Raw genomic sequence first — 14,163 nt, forward strand, 5'->3', positions numbered from 1 at the left:
AGCAGGCTGGTATCAGCCTCTCATGATAAAAAAGGCGGCTCGCTCAAAGTCGCCCTTTTTTTTATAAAAATCTGAGACATCAGCAAGCAGATCCTCAAGATCAATCCAGGCTTCTTTTCGTTCAAGACATGTGACGAGAGTGGCGATCTGCTCATCTGCCTTTGGCGTTTGGCTGTAGAGAAGAGATAAGATTTGAAACTTCATTCTTAATATATCAAACTGGGAAGCAACGGCTTCTTTCAGTCCTTTTTGAATATATTTCATCCCTTCATCGGTTAAATTTTCTTTAAAACAGGAACGCACAGTTTCGTATAGGCACGATACATAGGAGTGTGCTGACTTTCGGTATGCTGGAAGACGAAGCGCTTTTTTGAAGTATTCCAGCGCTTCCTTATGACGGTTTTGTCTTGACTGAATAAAGCCAGCATCATAATAAACGATACCGAGCAGCTCTTGATCATCAATTTTTTTCACATAATCAATAATTTCAATGAAAATATCTTCCGCTTCCTTATATTTTTTTTGGTCGCTATAGTTAAGAGCGAGCACAATTTTACACCGATAGATGCTATGGATATCTCCGTGCTTTGCAAAAATATCCATGGCTTTTTGAATATGACGAATCGATAACAACGAGTAACGGTTGTTATAATAAACACCGCTTGTACGGAAATGGAACTCTGCTTCCTCCAGCTCATCGTTAAGTAATGGCAGTCGTTCCTCTGCCTGTTCGAGATAATGAATCGCATCATTTTGATCACTTTTTAAAGATTCATATAATCCGAGAAAGAAATAAAAATAATATTGCAGTTCTTCGTTCATATCATCTTTGTGGGGCAGCAGTTCATGTTTGAGTTTTTCTAAGTCCTCTGTCTGATTCATCCAGAGCTGATGACGGAAAAGCATCAGCTGATAATGGAAATAGAGTTCCTGTTTTTTTGATAATTTGCGTTTATATTTTAGCAGTGTTTTTTTGATTTCTTCAGCCTTCGAAAAATGTCGATGCTTTAGCATTGTATACCAGGAATGGAGAAGTTTTTTTATGGATTTATCGCTCATAAAATTCATTTTTACCCTCTTATTCAATCAATGATGTAATATATATTACCATATTTGTGAAAAAACAATGAGTGTAGTGTGGATTATATTTGATGACAATTGGTAATGATAGATTCTATTTTTTACCATAAAGTGGAGTGGACGTTGAAAAATACCAGCAAACATAATATACTTCTATAGGAATCAAATCAAGATCATCGATATAGAAAAAAGGAGAGATCAAGATATGCTTGATGCTCAGCAAATTCAAGACATTATTCCACACCGTTACCCATTCTTATTGGTCGACCGTATTTTAGAGGTTGATGGTGACAAAAGAGCGGTTGGAATCAAAAATGTAACAGTAAATGAAGAATTTTTTAACGGTCATTTCCCAGGATATCCAGTCATGCCGGGTGTGCTTATCGTAGAAGCGCTTGCTCAGGTTTTTGGGGTCATCATTTTAGGTAAAGAAGAGAACCAAGGGAGAATTGGTTTGTTTGCAGGAATTGACGGCTGCCGTTTCAAAAGACAGGTCAAGCCTGGCGATCAGCTTCGTTTAGAGGTTGAAGTGACGCGTCTTCGCGGTCCAGTTGCCAAAGGAAAAGCAGTAGCCACAGTAGATGGCGAAGTGGCATGTGAAGCAGAACTCACATTTTCTATCGGTCCTAAAGTATCATGATTTGCCTGGCGGTTCATCAAGGATGAATCGCTTTTTATATGGAAACAACCAGTCTGAACGGATAAGGACTTGCATTTTTGACAAAAAAACGTCATATTAGACAAAAAAAGATGAAGGTGATAAAGGATGCTGAAAGAATTTAGAGAGTTTGCTGTCAAGGGCAATGTCATTGACTTGGCTGTAGGTGTCATCATTGGGGGAGCATTTGGCAAAATTGTCACTTCTCTTGTGAATGATTTAATTATGCCGCTTGTCGGTATTATTATTGGAGGGCATGATTTTAGCGGTTTATCCATTAAAATCGGAGCTGCTCAAATTTTATATGGGAACTTTATTCAAACAGTGGTTGATTTCTTAATTATCTCGTTTTCCATTTTTATCTTTATTCGTTATTTGAATAAGTTAAAACGGAAAAAGGTTGAGGAAGAAGAGGTTGTGGAAACGCCGGATCAAACGGAAGTTTTGCTAACTGAAATCAGAGATTTATTGAAAAATCAAAGCCAGTCTAAAGATGTGCAATAGAAAAAGAGCGGCTGATCCCGCTCTTTTTTATGTGTTTTGTTTAAAAGCATCCAGTAGTTTTTCTCCTGACAACCCCTCTTTGACGAGGTCTTTTAATACTTCTTCAGTTTCTGTTCTGTAACGATTTGTAATCATTTTACCATCGAGTAACACAGAAATGTTTTCTTCTAAGGCAACGATGTTTTTGACTTGGACAGATAGATGAACAGGGCGGTTGTTTTCTTTAGTGATCGTTACAAGAATCTTCACTTCTGTGTGCTGCTGAAAGAGTACCTCAAACACCTGTCTATGTTTCTTTGGAATGAGTGCCTCGATCATCCAGTGATTTTCACCGTCTTCTTTATTAATGATTAAACCGTCACGAAGGGGAATACTGGACATTTTATCTTGCTGTGGATCAAGTTCAATTTTTAAATCAATCAGCCTAAAGGTTTTCATATTTATCACCTCACAAGCGTTCGTTATTCGTAAGTATTATTATAGCATACAACATCTGTATAAATGAAACCGCTGCCTGCTTAGAACTAGCTGCACATGAGTGAAAGGAGATGTTTTATGGAGTCCTATCAATTAAGAAACATTCATATTGGCGACGACAAGGCAAAGAGTGATATACGTGTTTATTCGTGGGGAGACATTCTTTCATTTTGTGATGTGTATATGGAAGAAGGAGAGTCACTCACGTTTCAATATGTCACCGAGGATCAAATGGACTGTTTTGAGTTTCAGCTGTCGGTTCATGATGGCCGGCTTTGTTTTTATTGGTTTGCGTGGGACGGATCTGATTATATTCACATGCCTTCTAGTAATTGGATTCATTCAGATATTTTTTATCAATTTATGAAAAATAAGTATTTCATCAAACAAAACAAGATGATGTTTTATACGCAAGCGGTAAAAAACAGAAATGAATGAGGATATAGAGAATTTGAAGGCCTATTTTGCTATTTTCCTGTTTTGTCACATACGGCCTTTCTCCGTAGACTAGGGGTAGCTGAAAGGAAAGGAGGCAAGTCACGAATCAAAAGGTAACGTCTATCATCTGACAGCCCCCCTCTAGCTAAAGCTGATAGATGCTGCCTTGTTCATATGAACACTGCGTAATATAGAACCAATGCTTCTTTGTATAGGTCATGTGTCCCCTTGTGAATCCCCTTTGTGTGTATCCGGTCATATTTGCGTGGCCGGATACCCTTTTATTCACTGTTTAACCGATCAGCTCTTGCAAATAGTGGATACTCATTTCATAATGATGATGGATTTTGTTAACGGTATGTCGGTTGAAAATAAAGACATAAAGGAGAGAACGATGACAAACATTCAATTAATCGCAACGGATTTAGATGGAACTTTATTGAACAGTGAACACAAAGTGAGTCAGGAAAACGAGCAGGCATTAAAGGAAGCAGCTGCGAATGGAATTGAGGTTGTCGTGTCAACAGGGAGAGCGTATTTTGATGTAAGGTCTATTTTTGACCAGCTTGGTATGAATACATGGGTGATTAGTGCCAATGGAGCTGTAATTCATGATCCAACTGGACAAGTGTACCATTCAGCTGCTTTACAAGAAGAAAAGGCTAAACACATACTGTCATGGCTTGAAGAACGTGATTATTATTATGAAGTCTTTACAAACGAAGCCATTTTCACGCCAAATCGCGGCAGAGAGCTTCTTGCGATTGAAATGGACCGTTTAAAAAGTGCAAATCCAGAAACGGATCAAAATGTCTTAAAACAAGCGGCAGAAGTTCAATACAGCCAGTCGGGTTTTTCTTATATTGATACATATAAAGAATTGTTTCGTGAGGATCGAAAGCTTTCATTTTACAATATCTTAGGTTTTTCTTTTTTTCAAGACAGATTGAAAGCCGGATGGGATATGTTTGGTGATGATTCAGATGTAACATTGGTCAGTTCGGCTGATCATAACTTTGAAATTGGTTCAAAATACGCGTCTAAAGGGCAGGCTTTAACAAGGCTGGCAGAAAGACTAGGTATTCCTTTAAGCCGGGCAGCGGCTGTAGGAGACAGTTTAAATGATGAATCAATGCTTCGAGCTGCTGGTGTTGGGGTTGCGATGGGGAATGCGAGACAGGATATAAAAGAAATCGCTGATCACGTGACGTTATCAAATGATGAACACGGTGTCGCGCATATGATCCGGCACCTTTTGAAATAGATGAATCAGATGTCGTGGTATAAATCACATAGGATGAAGCGCATTCTACAAAAGAGGAATTCAGAACCACTTCTATTTACACATGATGTGGAACATCATATAATTTAATTATGAATATAACCCGCTTGTAAGGAAAATAAGGAGAGTAAACGAATGGCGCTGGAATCTTATAAGTCCGAAAATCTGCATTTAATCAAGGAAGCCTTGGACTATACTCAGGTTGGCCTGACGGTGACGGACCCGTCTTTACCTGATAATCCTTTAATATATGTGAACAAGGGCTTTTTAGATATGACAGGCTATCAAGAAACTGAAGTATTGGGGAGGAATTGTCGTTTCCTTCAGGGAGATGAAACTGAACAAATCGCTCTCAAGCAAATTAGAACAGCCATTGAGAACAAAGAGGCTGTTACTGTTCAGCTGAAAAATTATAAAAAATCTGGACAAATGTTTTGGAACGAGTTAAGTGTCGCTCCTCTTTGGATTGACGAAAAGGAAGGAAAACGTCTTTATTTTGTTGGTCTGCAAAAGGATGTCACGAAAGAGAAGGAACAGCAGGAGCTTCTTGAGCAATCAATTGATGAAGTGCTGAATATTTCTGTTCCAATCGTTCCGGTGAAAGATGGTATCTCTGTGTTACCGATCATTGGTACGTTAACAGCGCCAAGATTTGATAAGATCATTTCAACGGTCTCCACCTATATCTCTCAATCCAAGGATGATTATTTTATTGTCGATCTGTCTGGGTTATTAGAAGTGGATTCATTTGTGGCAGATGCGATCTTTAAGCTGAACGATTTGATTTTAATGACGGGTACTGAACTCATTGTGACAGGAATTAAACCGAATCTTGCAATGAAGATGGGAGAAATGAGAGAGGACTTCCGTGAATTAAATACGTATATGAATGTGAAATCTGCATTGAAAAAACTGAACATTTAGCTTACGTTTATATCAAATAAAAAAGAGGACTTTTCATGAAGCTTGAGAAAAGTCCTCTTTTTGCTGTGATTAAGATGATTGAGCGGCGGCACTTAAGGTAAATAAGTCTTCTAGTTCGTTTGTCGATAGCTCTGTAATCCAGCTTTCGCTTTGGATAATTTGATCATTTAATGTTTGTTTTGTTTCGAGCATTTGATCGATTTTTTCCTCGATTGTGCCCGTTGTGATCATCTTATGGACGTGAACAAATCGTTTTTGTCCAATCCGATAAGCTCGGTCTGTCGCTTGGTTTTCCACAGCAGGATTCCACCATCTATCGTAGTGAATGACATGGTTTGCGGCGGTTAGGTTGAGTCCTGTACCTCCTGCTTTTAAAGAGAGAATTAAGATGTTGAATTCTTTCTTCTGGAAGCGGTCCACCATTTTGTCCCGCTCCTGTTTTGAGAGACTGCCATTTAAAAATTGGACTGGTTCTCCAAACATCTTTTCTGCCAGCTGCTTGATCATGTTACCCATTTCAATATACTGCGTAAAGATGAGGCAGCTTTCTCCTTGCTCATGTATCGCTTTTAACAACTCTGCGAGTTTATCCATTTTTAACGAACGTTTCAGCAGTTTCACATCTGTTCCACTCTCTTTTAAATAGAGCGCAGGGTGATCGCAAATTTGTTTGAGTCTGCCAAGCATACTTAAAATAATGGCTTTTCGCTGCATCCCTGTTAATGATGCCATATGTTCAAAGGTATCCTTCACGAGCTGTTCATATAAAGACGCCTGCTCAGCAGATAGCGGTATGAATTCTTTTTCTTCGAGTTTCTCAGGCAAGTTCAGGGCAACCTCTTCATCTTGTTTTGTTCGTCTTAATAAAAATGGTTTGATCAGCTGCTGCAGCTGTTCAATTCTTTTTTCTTCACGGTCTTTTTCAATCGGAAGGACGAACTTTTTATGGAAGCTGGTCAGGCTACCGAGGTATCCTTTGTTGACGAAGTCGAATATGGACCAAAGCTCTGTCAAACGGTTTTCCATTGGTGTCCCGCTGAGGGCTATGTGATGCTGTCCTTTGAGCTGTCTAATCGCTCTCGATTGTTTCGTATGGGCGTTCTTGATGTTTTGGGCTTCGTCTAAGCAAATGGTATTCCACTTTGCTGCCGTTAATTCATCACGATCAGAATGTGAGAGTCCATAAGACGTCAGAACAATATCTGTTGACTCGTATGCTTTTGTGAAGTCCTCTCCCTGTGGACGCGATGGGCCATAATGCAGGGCAACCTTCAAATGTGGTGCGAACGTTTCGAGCTCTCGCTGCCAGTTTCCTAAAACAGAAGTCGGCGCAATGATGAGAGATGGAGCGGCATTTTGCTCCTGCTCCTTCAAATACGTGAAATACGCGATCATTTGAATCGTTTTTCCAAGTCCCATATCATCTGCTAAACAAGCCCCAAATCCATGAGATCTTAAAAATAACAGCCAATTCACGCCATGCTGCTGATACGGACGCAGTGTGCCTTTGAAGGAATCACTCATTTCGTAAGAAGGCAGCTCGTGCGAATCATTTAATTGGTGGACAAGCCCTCTTAATTGCGATGAAAGTTCAAATTGAATATGGGCAAATGCTGAACTGTCTAGTAGTTCTGGAATCGATTCAGAGGAAGCTTCTTGATCTGCCAGTTCGCGTGATAAAATATCAGACATGTGAAGTCCTTCATTTTCGGCACGCTCCATCCACTTTTTCATTTGCTGGATGAAGGTCGGGTCTATTTTGATCCATTGTCCTCGAATGTTGACAAGACGTCGTTTGCTTTGGACAAGTTCGTTGAACTCATCTTCTGTCAGCTCAATGCCGTTTGTAGCAAAGCGCCAATTAAAGTCCATTAATGCGTCCATTCCGACATGCGATTCGCCTCGCGGTGTAGAAGAAATCCTTGCTTTTAACATCATCGTGCTGTCTTTGACAATTTGCCACCACGATGGGAGCAGAATCTCAATGCCCATATTGACAAGTGTTTCACTTGCTTCAGATAGGAAGAGCCACGCTTCTTCTTCTGACATAAGTGTGGTGCCAGATGTGAAAGAAAGCCAAGGGACGATTTGACTGAATCGTTCCAGCTCTCTTGAAATTTTATCTTGATACGGATGCCAAGACCTTTTCAATGAACGAATGCCTTCAAAAAAGTGAAGGTCGCTGTTTTTCTTATCACGCAAAAATAATTCGATTTTCCAATCATCTCCGTCAAAATCTGGCTCGTTTAAGCGCAAGCCGACAGTGAACGGCGTTTCGTCATCAATCCAGCCAATCGTCTCCAGGAAATCCTGCTCATCTAGAAAATGTCCTTGGAAGGATGAGAGCGCAGGCGATTGTGCGGTCATGCGGTTCCATTTGTGCTGCAAGGCATCATCATATTGAATGTAATCCTGTACAGCAAAGGAGAACCAATCAGCCGTATAACCATCTAATAGGCCTTCTTTGTCTTTAAACCGAAGTTCGCCTTTTGTCCACGCCTCATAATCGGGAACGAAATCTTCGTCCTCGATGAATTCGTAAATGGTGGAGGCTGTTTTCATCAGTGGTTCCGTTTCATCCGTTAATGTCACATGACTAAACGTATTAAATGAATTTTTTCCCAGCAACTCAACGGTCATCCAAGGGCTTAACAGAAAGGCAGGTGTGCCAATAAAGCTGACATCTTCTAAGAATGTTCCGTAGAAAGAAGATTCGTGCCATTGGAAAAGCTGCCTCTTCATTTCATTAAGCGGAACAGGGTGTCCGTCCTCTGCTTGCGCTGAAATGGTGAAAGAGAAATCTTCTGTTTGTTCTGCATGAATGACAATTTGTTTATGGCGTGTCATCAATCAATTTTCCTTTCTTCATTTCCTCTTGGAACGCACGCAGCCGTTTTGTTGAATCTTGCAGCTGCTTTACATACCTTTCCCAGATCGCGGTTTTTTTCGTTTTATGATAAAGCGTGCGCAGTTTCTTCAGCATTTTCACAGACTCTCGATAAGCACTTCGATTCTTTTGATCGAGAAGCAATGAGATTTCGCGGTGGTACGATGGAATGAGGGCTTCCGGCTCCTCTTTTGCAATCTGCTTGATCAAATCCTTCTCCAGTTCACTAATGGAGAAACCAACAAGGCTGTGAATCTCAATCCATTCCGCATAACGCTGCTGTGCATACAAGAGCTGACTGTATTCTGTAAACGCATAGGGCATACAGATTTGTAGGTAGCGTTCATATAAATGATGATCCTTCGTCTGCTTAAAGTATGCATCTAAATAAAAGAAGAAATCACTGACGGCTCCCCGCAGTTCTCTATAGGAAAGGTCGAGCTGGCAATATTCCTCTAATATATAGGTGATTTCATGATACCAGAGCTTGAGCCGCTTCCAGTCCTTTCGGTTTGTGAGATCCTTTAGCCAATTGAGCACATTTGGCAGCATATCCGCATTGAGCAGCTGTAATTGCTGAAAGAGGCTTTCGTCTTCTTTCAGTAAATAATCCATGTGCATCAGGCCGATGGTACGTTCAACCGTTTGTTCTTTCTTCTGGGCGTTCTTTAGTAATTCTGTTTCTTTTTTGACCCATTTCCCTCTATTTAATATGGTGCCCCAAATCTCCATAAAGACCGCTACTCGTTCATGCTGGAAAGGTCCACTGATTTGAAGAAGTGTGCGAACGGCAGTTGGTGTGTTTTCAAGAAACGGATCGAGGGAAAAGGAAAGGGCGTATGTCTTCAAATGATCCACTGAATCAAAAATGGTGTTCATGAGCTGTTCTACATAGGGATTCATGGAATAAAAGTCTTTTTCGGCATCAAGTCGGCCGAGGTCGACGAGTTCATGAAGCCTAAGCCATACATCAATAGACGTATGAATCGCATACAAGCTCTTGAATTCAGGTGAAGCAGGTGCGTGTTTTTTTAGGATCGATAAATAGCCGTAATATAAATGCTGTGGCGTTTGCTGGTGCTTCGGTGTCCGTTTAAGCCAGAGGTTAAATTCCTCTTGGAAAAAAGTCAGCCAGCTTTGGAGTGATTGTTCGTCTGGGCGCTTCACTTGGAAGTGCTGGCGAATCAGTTCTTTGCTGCGCTGTAATTCATCTTTTTCTGACCAATTTTCTGTAAATCCGGTCACACTCTCTACTTGAGCGTATAGCGAAAAGAAGACAGCAAGAATGTGTTTACAAAGTCCATCTGCTGGACATGAGCAGCTGCTTCTCACAGGAAACAGCACATGAAGGTGGACCTTTGCTGCCACGACGTCATGTACATAAGCTGACCATTCGGTATCAGACTCTTGCTTGAGCCGATATACGCTGTCCTGTCTATAAGTAATCAATGCTTTTTTGATGAGTTGTTTGTTTTCATCTGTTGCAGGAAGAAGTTCTTTGATCTGTTCGGCTGTTTGTTTGATTTCTTCTTCGTTGATGTTGTGCTGAAGCATTTGATCCGCTCCTAACCAAGTAAAAGATTCCAATTCTTTTATTATAGCTCAATGGGGATTTATAAAAAAGTTTTTCATGAAAATGGTCATAAATTTCAAAAGCTGTCGAATGATGTAATAGAGTATTGCATAAACCAACCTTACAGCATATAATAATGAAATTAGTGGAATCGAAAGGATACAGACATGGATAATAAGGGTTTAAATCAAGAAGAATTTTTAAAGATTTTGATGTACGCTCATGATATTGGTGAAAATTCAAATGATGTCACAACAAAAGAAATGCTTGAAAATCTGATTGCTCATATTCGAAATGGTCTTGTTTCATAAAAGTGACCCCCTGCTAGTGATGGCAGGGGGTTTTTGTATGCTTTTAAGAATGGAATGAACGCTCCCGGCATACGATGTCATTACAAGCATAAGGAGTATGGGGAGCTGATGGTGTCATGAATATTGCGATTGCAGGCTGTGGGTATGTGGGGCTTGTGACAGGTGTGTGTTTAGCGGAGGCAGGACATGATGTGGCGTGTATTGATATTGACCGCCGAAAGGTCATGCAGCTGAAACAGGGAACTCCCCCAATGTATGAGCCAGGGTTAAAAGAGCTATTGAAACGCAATCTTGAGCAGGGACGAATTCATTTTCACATAAATGGAGCGGAAGTCTACCCGCGGGCAGATGTGTTAATGATTGCAGTCGGCACCCCGCAGCAGGCAGATGGCCAAGCTGATTTACAGTATGTGTTTCAGGCTGCAAAAGAGATGGGCTTAAAAGCAAAGTCAGGGGCGATTCTTGTGGTGAAAAGTACGGTGCCTGTCGGAACGGGAGATCAAATCGATCAGTTGATCCATCAAGAATTAGGACGGAAGGAGCCACTAGCGATTGCATCTAACCCAGAATTTTTACGGGAAGGCTCTGCCATTTCAGATACATTGAGGGCGGATCGGCTTGTGATTGGAGCTGAAACAAAAGCCGTATTAGATCAGCTGGAGGACATGTATGCTGATTTCCACCTTCCAATGGTCAAAACAGACCGTAAAAGTGCTGAAATGATCAAGTATGCATCAAATGCATTTCTGGCGACAAAAATCAGCTTTATGAATGAGATTGCCTCCATTTGTGAAAAAACAGGGGCTGATGTTGAATGGGTGGCGCAGGGAATGGGGCTTGATCAGCGGATTGGTTCTTCCTTTCTCAGAGCGGGCATTGGCTACGGAGGCTCTTGTTTTCCAAAGGATACAAATGCACTTGTCCAAATTGCAGGGCATGTGTCCCATGATTTTGAACTGTTAAAGGCTGTGATTAAAGTAAATAATGAGCAGCGGGCAGGTTTTATCCGAAATATTCAGGAGCGGCTGGGGGCAGCTCTTGAAGGGAAGCGAATTGCGCTTCTTGGTCTGTCCTTTAAACCGAATACAGACGATATGAGGGAGGCACCATCTATTCCGATCGCTCATGAGCTCCATCAATTAGGTGCGGAGCTTGTGGCGTATGATCCTGTTGCTGCCCGGCATGCAGCTCGCGAGCTGCCGGATCAAGTTTTATTTGCTCAAACGATTGAGGAAGCGATCAAGGATGCCGATGCGGTCTGTCTATTAACAGAGTGGGCGGATATTCAGTCGTTTCCACTCGCTTCCTACAAGAAATGGATGAAGCGGCCGCTTATTTTTGATGGACGAAACTGTCATACACTTGAAGCGGCAGAACAAGCAGGGGTCGAGTATCATTCGATTGGGCGCAGATCAGTTTCTCCAATTTATATGTAAAAGAAAACCGATAACAGTGAATGTTATCGGTTTTTACGAATGCGGCAGAATGAAGCCACCATATAAGAAAGCAGCCACAATAAGAAAGGCAGGGTGCAGCTTGAATTTGGTCATCAAGAAAAAGGAGATCGCAGCAATGGTGAGCGATTGCGTCCAGCCGATGGCTTTCACTGCATCTCCGCCGATCTCCCATGTTAATAAAAGCATCATCATCGCAATGACAGGCTGAACGGATAAGGTCATGCCTTTAACGACGGAAGATTGACGAAAGCGGTCAATCAGCTTGAGCAATAAAATCAGCCCAACAGCGGACGGCAGTACAGTGGCAAGCAGTGCCACGATAAAGCCTGGCCAGCCCATGACGTCATAGCCGACATATGCTGCAATCTTCGTAGCGATTGGCCCCGGCAGTGCATTGGCTAAGGCCAGCATATTGGAGAATCCTTCGTTCGTCATCCAATGAAAATGATTGACGATTTCTTCATAATTGAGCGGGATAGATGCAGGACCACCGCCATATCCTAATAGATTGGATAAAAAGAATGCCCAGAATAAAAAGAGAATCAGGATCATGAAGACACTCCTTTCTCTTTATTTGACCGATTCCAATGATTTTTCAGTTTAAAATGAAAAGTGCCATAAAATAAAAAGATCATCACGATGATTCCTGGATGAATGGACAGCACTTGCAGTCCAATAAAGGCAAGAAGGAATAGAGCGACCCCGAAGATCATGCCGAAGCCTTTCAGCGCTTTTTGTCCAAACTCATATGCCATGATGCCGAGTAGAACGGCAATGACCGGGGTCACAGCACCAATCATATTTTGAATGATTTGTGAGGAGCTTAAAACGCTGACAAGTGTAACAAGGGCTACCATGGCGAGACATGTTGGTAAAATATGAGCAGCTGTTGCGACAATTGCGCCAGATACGCCCTTTAATCGATAGCCGAGGTATGCTGACATTTTGGTTGCGATCGGGCCTGGTAATGCATTGGCGATGGCGAGTGTTTCTCCGAATTCGTCATCGTTGATCCATTGATATTTCACCACCGCTTCATGGCGAATAAGCGGTATGACGGAAGGGCCTCCGCCAAAACCGAGAATCCCGGTTCGCACCATAGCGATAATGAGTTCGATATATGATTGCAAGTGGTTCAACTCCTGTCTACAATTTCATGCCCATGCGGCTTTTGTATCGTTTAATGAGCATTTGGCAGTCCACACTGACAACGCCTTCTAGCGGGTATAGCTTTTTTGTCAGGAAAGTCTCCATTTCCTGTTCATGTTGAAAAATGCCATGCATATGCAGCTTGCTTGGTCCTGTCATGTGATAAAGGCTTGTGACAGCCGTTTCCTTTTCAAGCTGAAGGGCTACCGCTTCTAAAAATTTCGGCTCTACCTCTACATTAAAGAAGACAGAGACATGAATGCCGACCTTCGCGGGGTTAATTACAGCGGTGAATCGTTCAATGACCCCTGCTTCAATGAGCTGCTGAATGCGGGCTTGTACAGCAACACGTGACAGACCGACCTGTTTGCCGAGATCTGTATAAGACATGCGCCCGTCCTCGTGTAATAGGGATAAAATTTGTTTATCTCTTTCGTCTAATGTTAGGTTTGGAATGCTATAGTCTTTTGACACCGTATAACCACCTTTCTTCTGTTGATATTCTATCATATTTTATTACGAATAGAATGTATAATTTGTTATTTGCTATCGAAAGGAAAATATTACGGGGTGAAAATCGTCTTTATGCATAAAAAAACACCCCGGGCTCACCGGGGTGACTTCATTTATTGATCTGGACTGCTTTCTGCACTGGCAATTTGCTGTGCAAGGTCAGCTCGATCAATGTCTGCTTGGAAGAATTCCTGCGTATTTGGCAGATGTAAATTCATATGGCGTTTTTGAGAAATGCGGATGGTGACTTGATCAACGGTGTAATCAAATACGTGTCCGCCAACACTTCGATCTTCATCAATAAAATGAAGATGATATCCACTCACCGCAATGCCGTGTGCATACTGCGGTGTACGGAAGCCTGCGATCGTACCTTGAATATCCTCAAAGTCGAAAATAGGCTGTGACTTGACTGCTTCTACCATTGGAACGTAAGGTTTTTCCTGTTTTTCAACCGTACGTGTTTGAACCTTTTTGAAAGATCCATCAATGCGGACCGCATAAAAGATATTCTTACTTGGTAAGATGCGGTCGATTTCTTCTTCCAGCTCTTTGGATGTCATAGGTGCATCAATTCGATGAACGATATCTGTTTCAAAGAATGCTAGAGAGCAGAATGGTGAATAATCTTGATTGGTGACCGGTGTCGCTGTTCCATCCGAGCGCAGCCGGTAGAATGCGCCGTCAAAGCCGATCAGCTCTCCATCTAATTGATTGAACGTACCGATGCCAAAATCACCGTGTTCAGGAATATGTGCGAGGGAGAAATCTCCATCATATACGGCTTCCAGCAGGGAGGTCATTGTCGATACTTGATAGACCTCTTGCTGTTTGTCATGCTGTCTTGTGTCATTCTGTTGATTCATTGGGTGCATCATACCCATAACCGCTCACTCCTTTAATGTAATGT

Annotated in this window: 15 protein-coding genes; 7 read left to right on the top strand and 8 right to left on the bottom strand. The window is 41.7% G+C overall.

What is annotated here, in order from left to right; all coding sequences use genetic code 11:
- Positions 1-12 precede the first annotated feature (12 nt).
- On the bottom strand, positions 13-1,068 hold the full coding sequence (locus AAZR19_RS08355) for a tetratricopeptide repeat protein (RefSeq protein ID WP_076840226.1): 1,056 nt from the start codon (positions 1,066-1,068) through the stop codon (positions 13-15).
- A gap of 217 nt (positions 1,069-1,285) precedes the next feature.
- Here AAZR19_RS08355 and fabZ point away from each other — a divergent pair, with 217 nt between their 5' ends.
- Positions 1,286-1,720, top strand: a complete 435-nt coding sequence (gene fabZ / locus AAZR19_RS08360) for a 3-hydroxyacyl-ACP dehydratase FabZ (RefSeq protein WP_075621595.1) — start codon at positions 1,286-1,288, stop codon at positions 1,718-1,720.
- Between the two features lie 126 nt (positions 1,721-1,846).
- On the top strand, positions 1,847-2,242 hold the full coding sequence (mscL, locus tag AAZR19_RS08365) for a large conductance mechanosensitive channel protein MscL (RefSeq protein ID WP_024423693.1): 396 nt from the start codon (positions 1,847-1,849) through the stop codon (positions 2,240-2,242).
- A 27-nt stretch (positions 2,243-2,269) separates the two neighbouring features.
- Here mscL and AAZR19_RS08370 read toward each other — a convergent pair whose 3' ends face one another.
- The gene (locus AAZR19_RS08370; RefSeq protein ID WP_024423692.1) at positions 2,270-2,680 is read right to left on the bottom strand and encodes a YwpF-like family protein; all 411 of its coding nucleotides are present in this window, start codon (positions 2,678-2,680) and stop codon (positions 2,270-2,272) included.
- Between the two features lie 117 nt (positions 2,681-2,797).
- Between AAZR19_RS08370 and AAZR19_RS08375 the strand changes: the two genes are divergently transcribed.
- The 3 genes from AAZR19_RS08375 to AAZR19_RS08385 all read left to right on the top strand — a co-directional run bounded on the left by AAZR19_RS08375 (position 2,798) and on the right by AAZR19_RS08385 (position 5,363).
- A complete protein-coding gene (locus tag AAZR19_RS08375) occupies positions 2,798-3,157 on the top strand; it encodes a hypothetical protein (protein ID WP_056765590.1) in 360 nt (119 codons plus the stop codon).
- A 403-nt stretch (positions 3,158-3,560) separates the two neighbouring features.
- Complete coding sequence (locus AAZR19_RS08380; protein ID WP_212667500.1) at positions 3,561-4,421, top strand: Cof-type HAD-IIB family hydrolase; 861 nt, start codon at positions 3,561-3,563, stop codon at positions 4,419-4,421.
- 153 nt (positions 4,422-4,574) lie between these two features.
- A complete protein-coding gene (locus AAZR19_RS08385) occupies positions 4,575-5,363 on the top strand; it encodes a PAS domain-containing protein (RefSeq protein ID WP_029706346.1) in 789 nt (262 codons plus the stop codon).
- Between the two features lie 69 nt (positions 5,364-5,432).
- Here the strand turns inward: AAZR19_RS08385 and AAZR19_RS08390 are convergent, their stop codons facing one another.
- Both AAZR19_RS08390 and AAZR19_RS08395 read right to left on the bottom strand, forming a co-directional pair.
- Positions 5,433-8,210, bottom strand: a complete 2,778-nt coding sequence (locus AAZR19_RS08390; protein WP_041108117.1) for a DEAD/DEAH box helicase — start codon at positions 8,208-8,210, stop codon at positions 5,433-5,435.
- The gene (locus AAZR19_RS08395; RefSeq protein WP_041108115.1) at positions 8,197-9,804 is read right to left on the bottom strand and encodes an SWIM zinc finger family protein; all 1,608 of its coding nucleotides are present in this window, start codon (positions 9,802-9,804) and stop codon (positions 8,197-8,199) included. The genes AAZR19_RS08390 and AAZR19_RS08395 overlap by 14 nt, the downstream gene beginning before the upstream one ends.
- A gap of 186 nt (positions 9,805-9,990) precedes the next feature.
- On the opposite strand from AAZR19_RS08395, the gene AAZR19_RS08400 reads away from it, so the two are divergent.
- Both AAZR19_RS08400 and AAZR19_RS08405 read left to right on the top strand, forming a co-directional pair.
- A complete protein-coding gene (locus AAZR19_RS08400; RefSeq protein WP_003214884.1) occupies positions 9,991-10,134 on the top strand; it encodes a hypothetical protein in 144 nt (47 codons plus the stop codon).
- Between the two features lie 116 nt (positions 10,135-10,250).
- The gene (locus tag AAZR19_RS08405) at positions 10,251-11,570 is read left to right on the top strand and encodes a UDP-glucose dehydrogenase family protein (protein ID WP_041108113.1); all 1,320 of its coding nucleotides are present in this window, start codon (positions 10,251-10,253) and stop codon (positions 11,568-11,570) included.
- Positions 11,571-11,603: 33 nt separating this feature from the next.
- On the opposite strand, the gene AAZR19_RS08410 is transcribed toward AAZR19_RS08405, so the two are convergent.
- The 4 genes from AAZR19_RS08410 to budA all read right to left on the bottom strand — a co-directional run bounded on the left by AAZR19_RS08410 (position 11,604) and on the right by budA (position 14,137).
- Entirely contained in the window at positions 11,604-12,143 is a 540-nt protein-coding gene (locus tag AAZR19_RS08410) for a chromate transporter (protein WP_256928141.1), read from the bottom strand.
- Positions 12,140-12,721 (bottom strand): chromate transporter, encoded by a 582-nt coding sequence (locus AAZR19_RS08415; protein WP_041108111.1) that lies wholly within the window; start codon positions 12,719-12,721, stop codon positions 12,140-12,142. Before AAZR19_RS08415 ends, AAZR19_RS08410 begins: the two co-directional genes overlap by 4 nt.
- A 16-nt stretch (positions 12,722-12,737) precedes the next feature.
- Complete coding sequence (locus AAZR19_RS08420; RefSeq protein ID WP_024426311.1) at positions 12,738-13,214, bottom strand: Lrp/AsnC family transcriptional regulator; 477 nt, start codon at positions 13,212-13,214, stop codon at positions 12,738-12,740.
- A 152-nt stretch (positions 13,215-13,366) separates the two neighbouring features.
- Entirely contained in the window at positions 13,367-14,137 is a 771-nt protein-coding gene (gene budA, locus AAZR19_RS08425) for an acetolactate decarboxylase (RefSeq protein WP_024423683.1), read from the bottom strand.
- Positions 14,138-14,163: the final 26 nt, after the last annotated feature.

Origin of the sequence: Bacillus sp. Je.9.29.b, from assembly GCF_051129925.1 — a bacterium.
In the GTDB taxonomy this organism is placed as follows: domain Bacteria; phylum Bacillota; class Bacilli; order Bacillales; family Bacillaceae; genus Bacillus; species Bacillus safensis.

Coding starts and splice junctions, on each gene's coding strand:
- AAZR19_RS08355 (WP_076840226.1), bottom strand. CDS start 1,068: ATGAATTTTATGAGCGATAAATCCATAAAAAAACTTCTCCATTCCTGG.
- AAZR19_RS08405 (WP_041108113.1), top strand. CDS start 10,251: ATGAATATTGCGATTGCAGGCTGTGGGTATGTGGGGCTTGTGACAGGT.
- AAZR19_RS08385 (WP_029706346.1), top strand. CDS start 4,575: ATGGCGCTGGAATCTTATAAGTCCGAAAATCTGCATTTAATCAAGGAA.
- fabZ (WP_075621595.1), top strand. CDS start 1,286: ATGCTTGATGCTCAGCAAATTCAAGACATTATTCCACACCGTTACCCA.
- AAZR19_RS08410 (WP_256928141.1), bottom strand. CDS start 12,143: ATGATCCTGATTCTCTTTTTATTCTGGGCATTCTTTTTATCCAATCTA.
- AAZR19_RS08375 (WP_056765590.1), top strand. CDS start 2,798: ATGGAGTCCTATCAATTAAGAAACATTCATATTGGCGACGACAAGGCA.
- mscL (WP_024423693.1), top strand. CDS start 1,847: ATGCTGAAAGAATTTAGAGAGTTTGCTGTCAAGGGCAATGTCATTGAC.
- AAZR19_RS08370 (WP_024423692.1), bottom strand. CDS start 2,680: ATGAAAACCTTTAGGCTGATTGATTTAAAAATTGAACTTGATCCACAG.
- AAZR19_RS08400 (WP_003214884.1), top strand. CDS start 9,991: ATGGATAATAAGGGTTTAAATCAAGAAGAATTTTTAAAGATTTTGATG.
- AAZR19_RS08390 (WP_041108117.1), bottom strand. CDS start 8,210: ATGACACGCCATAAACAAATTGTCATTCATGCAGAACAAACAGAAGAT.
- budA (WP_024423683.1), bottom strand. CDS start 14,137: ATGGGTATGATGCACCCAATGAATCAACAGAATGACACAAGACAGCAT.
- AAZR19_RS08395 (WP_041108115.1), bottom strand. CDS start 9,804: ATGCTTCAGCACAACATCAACGAAGAAGAAATCAAACAAACAGCCGAA.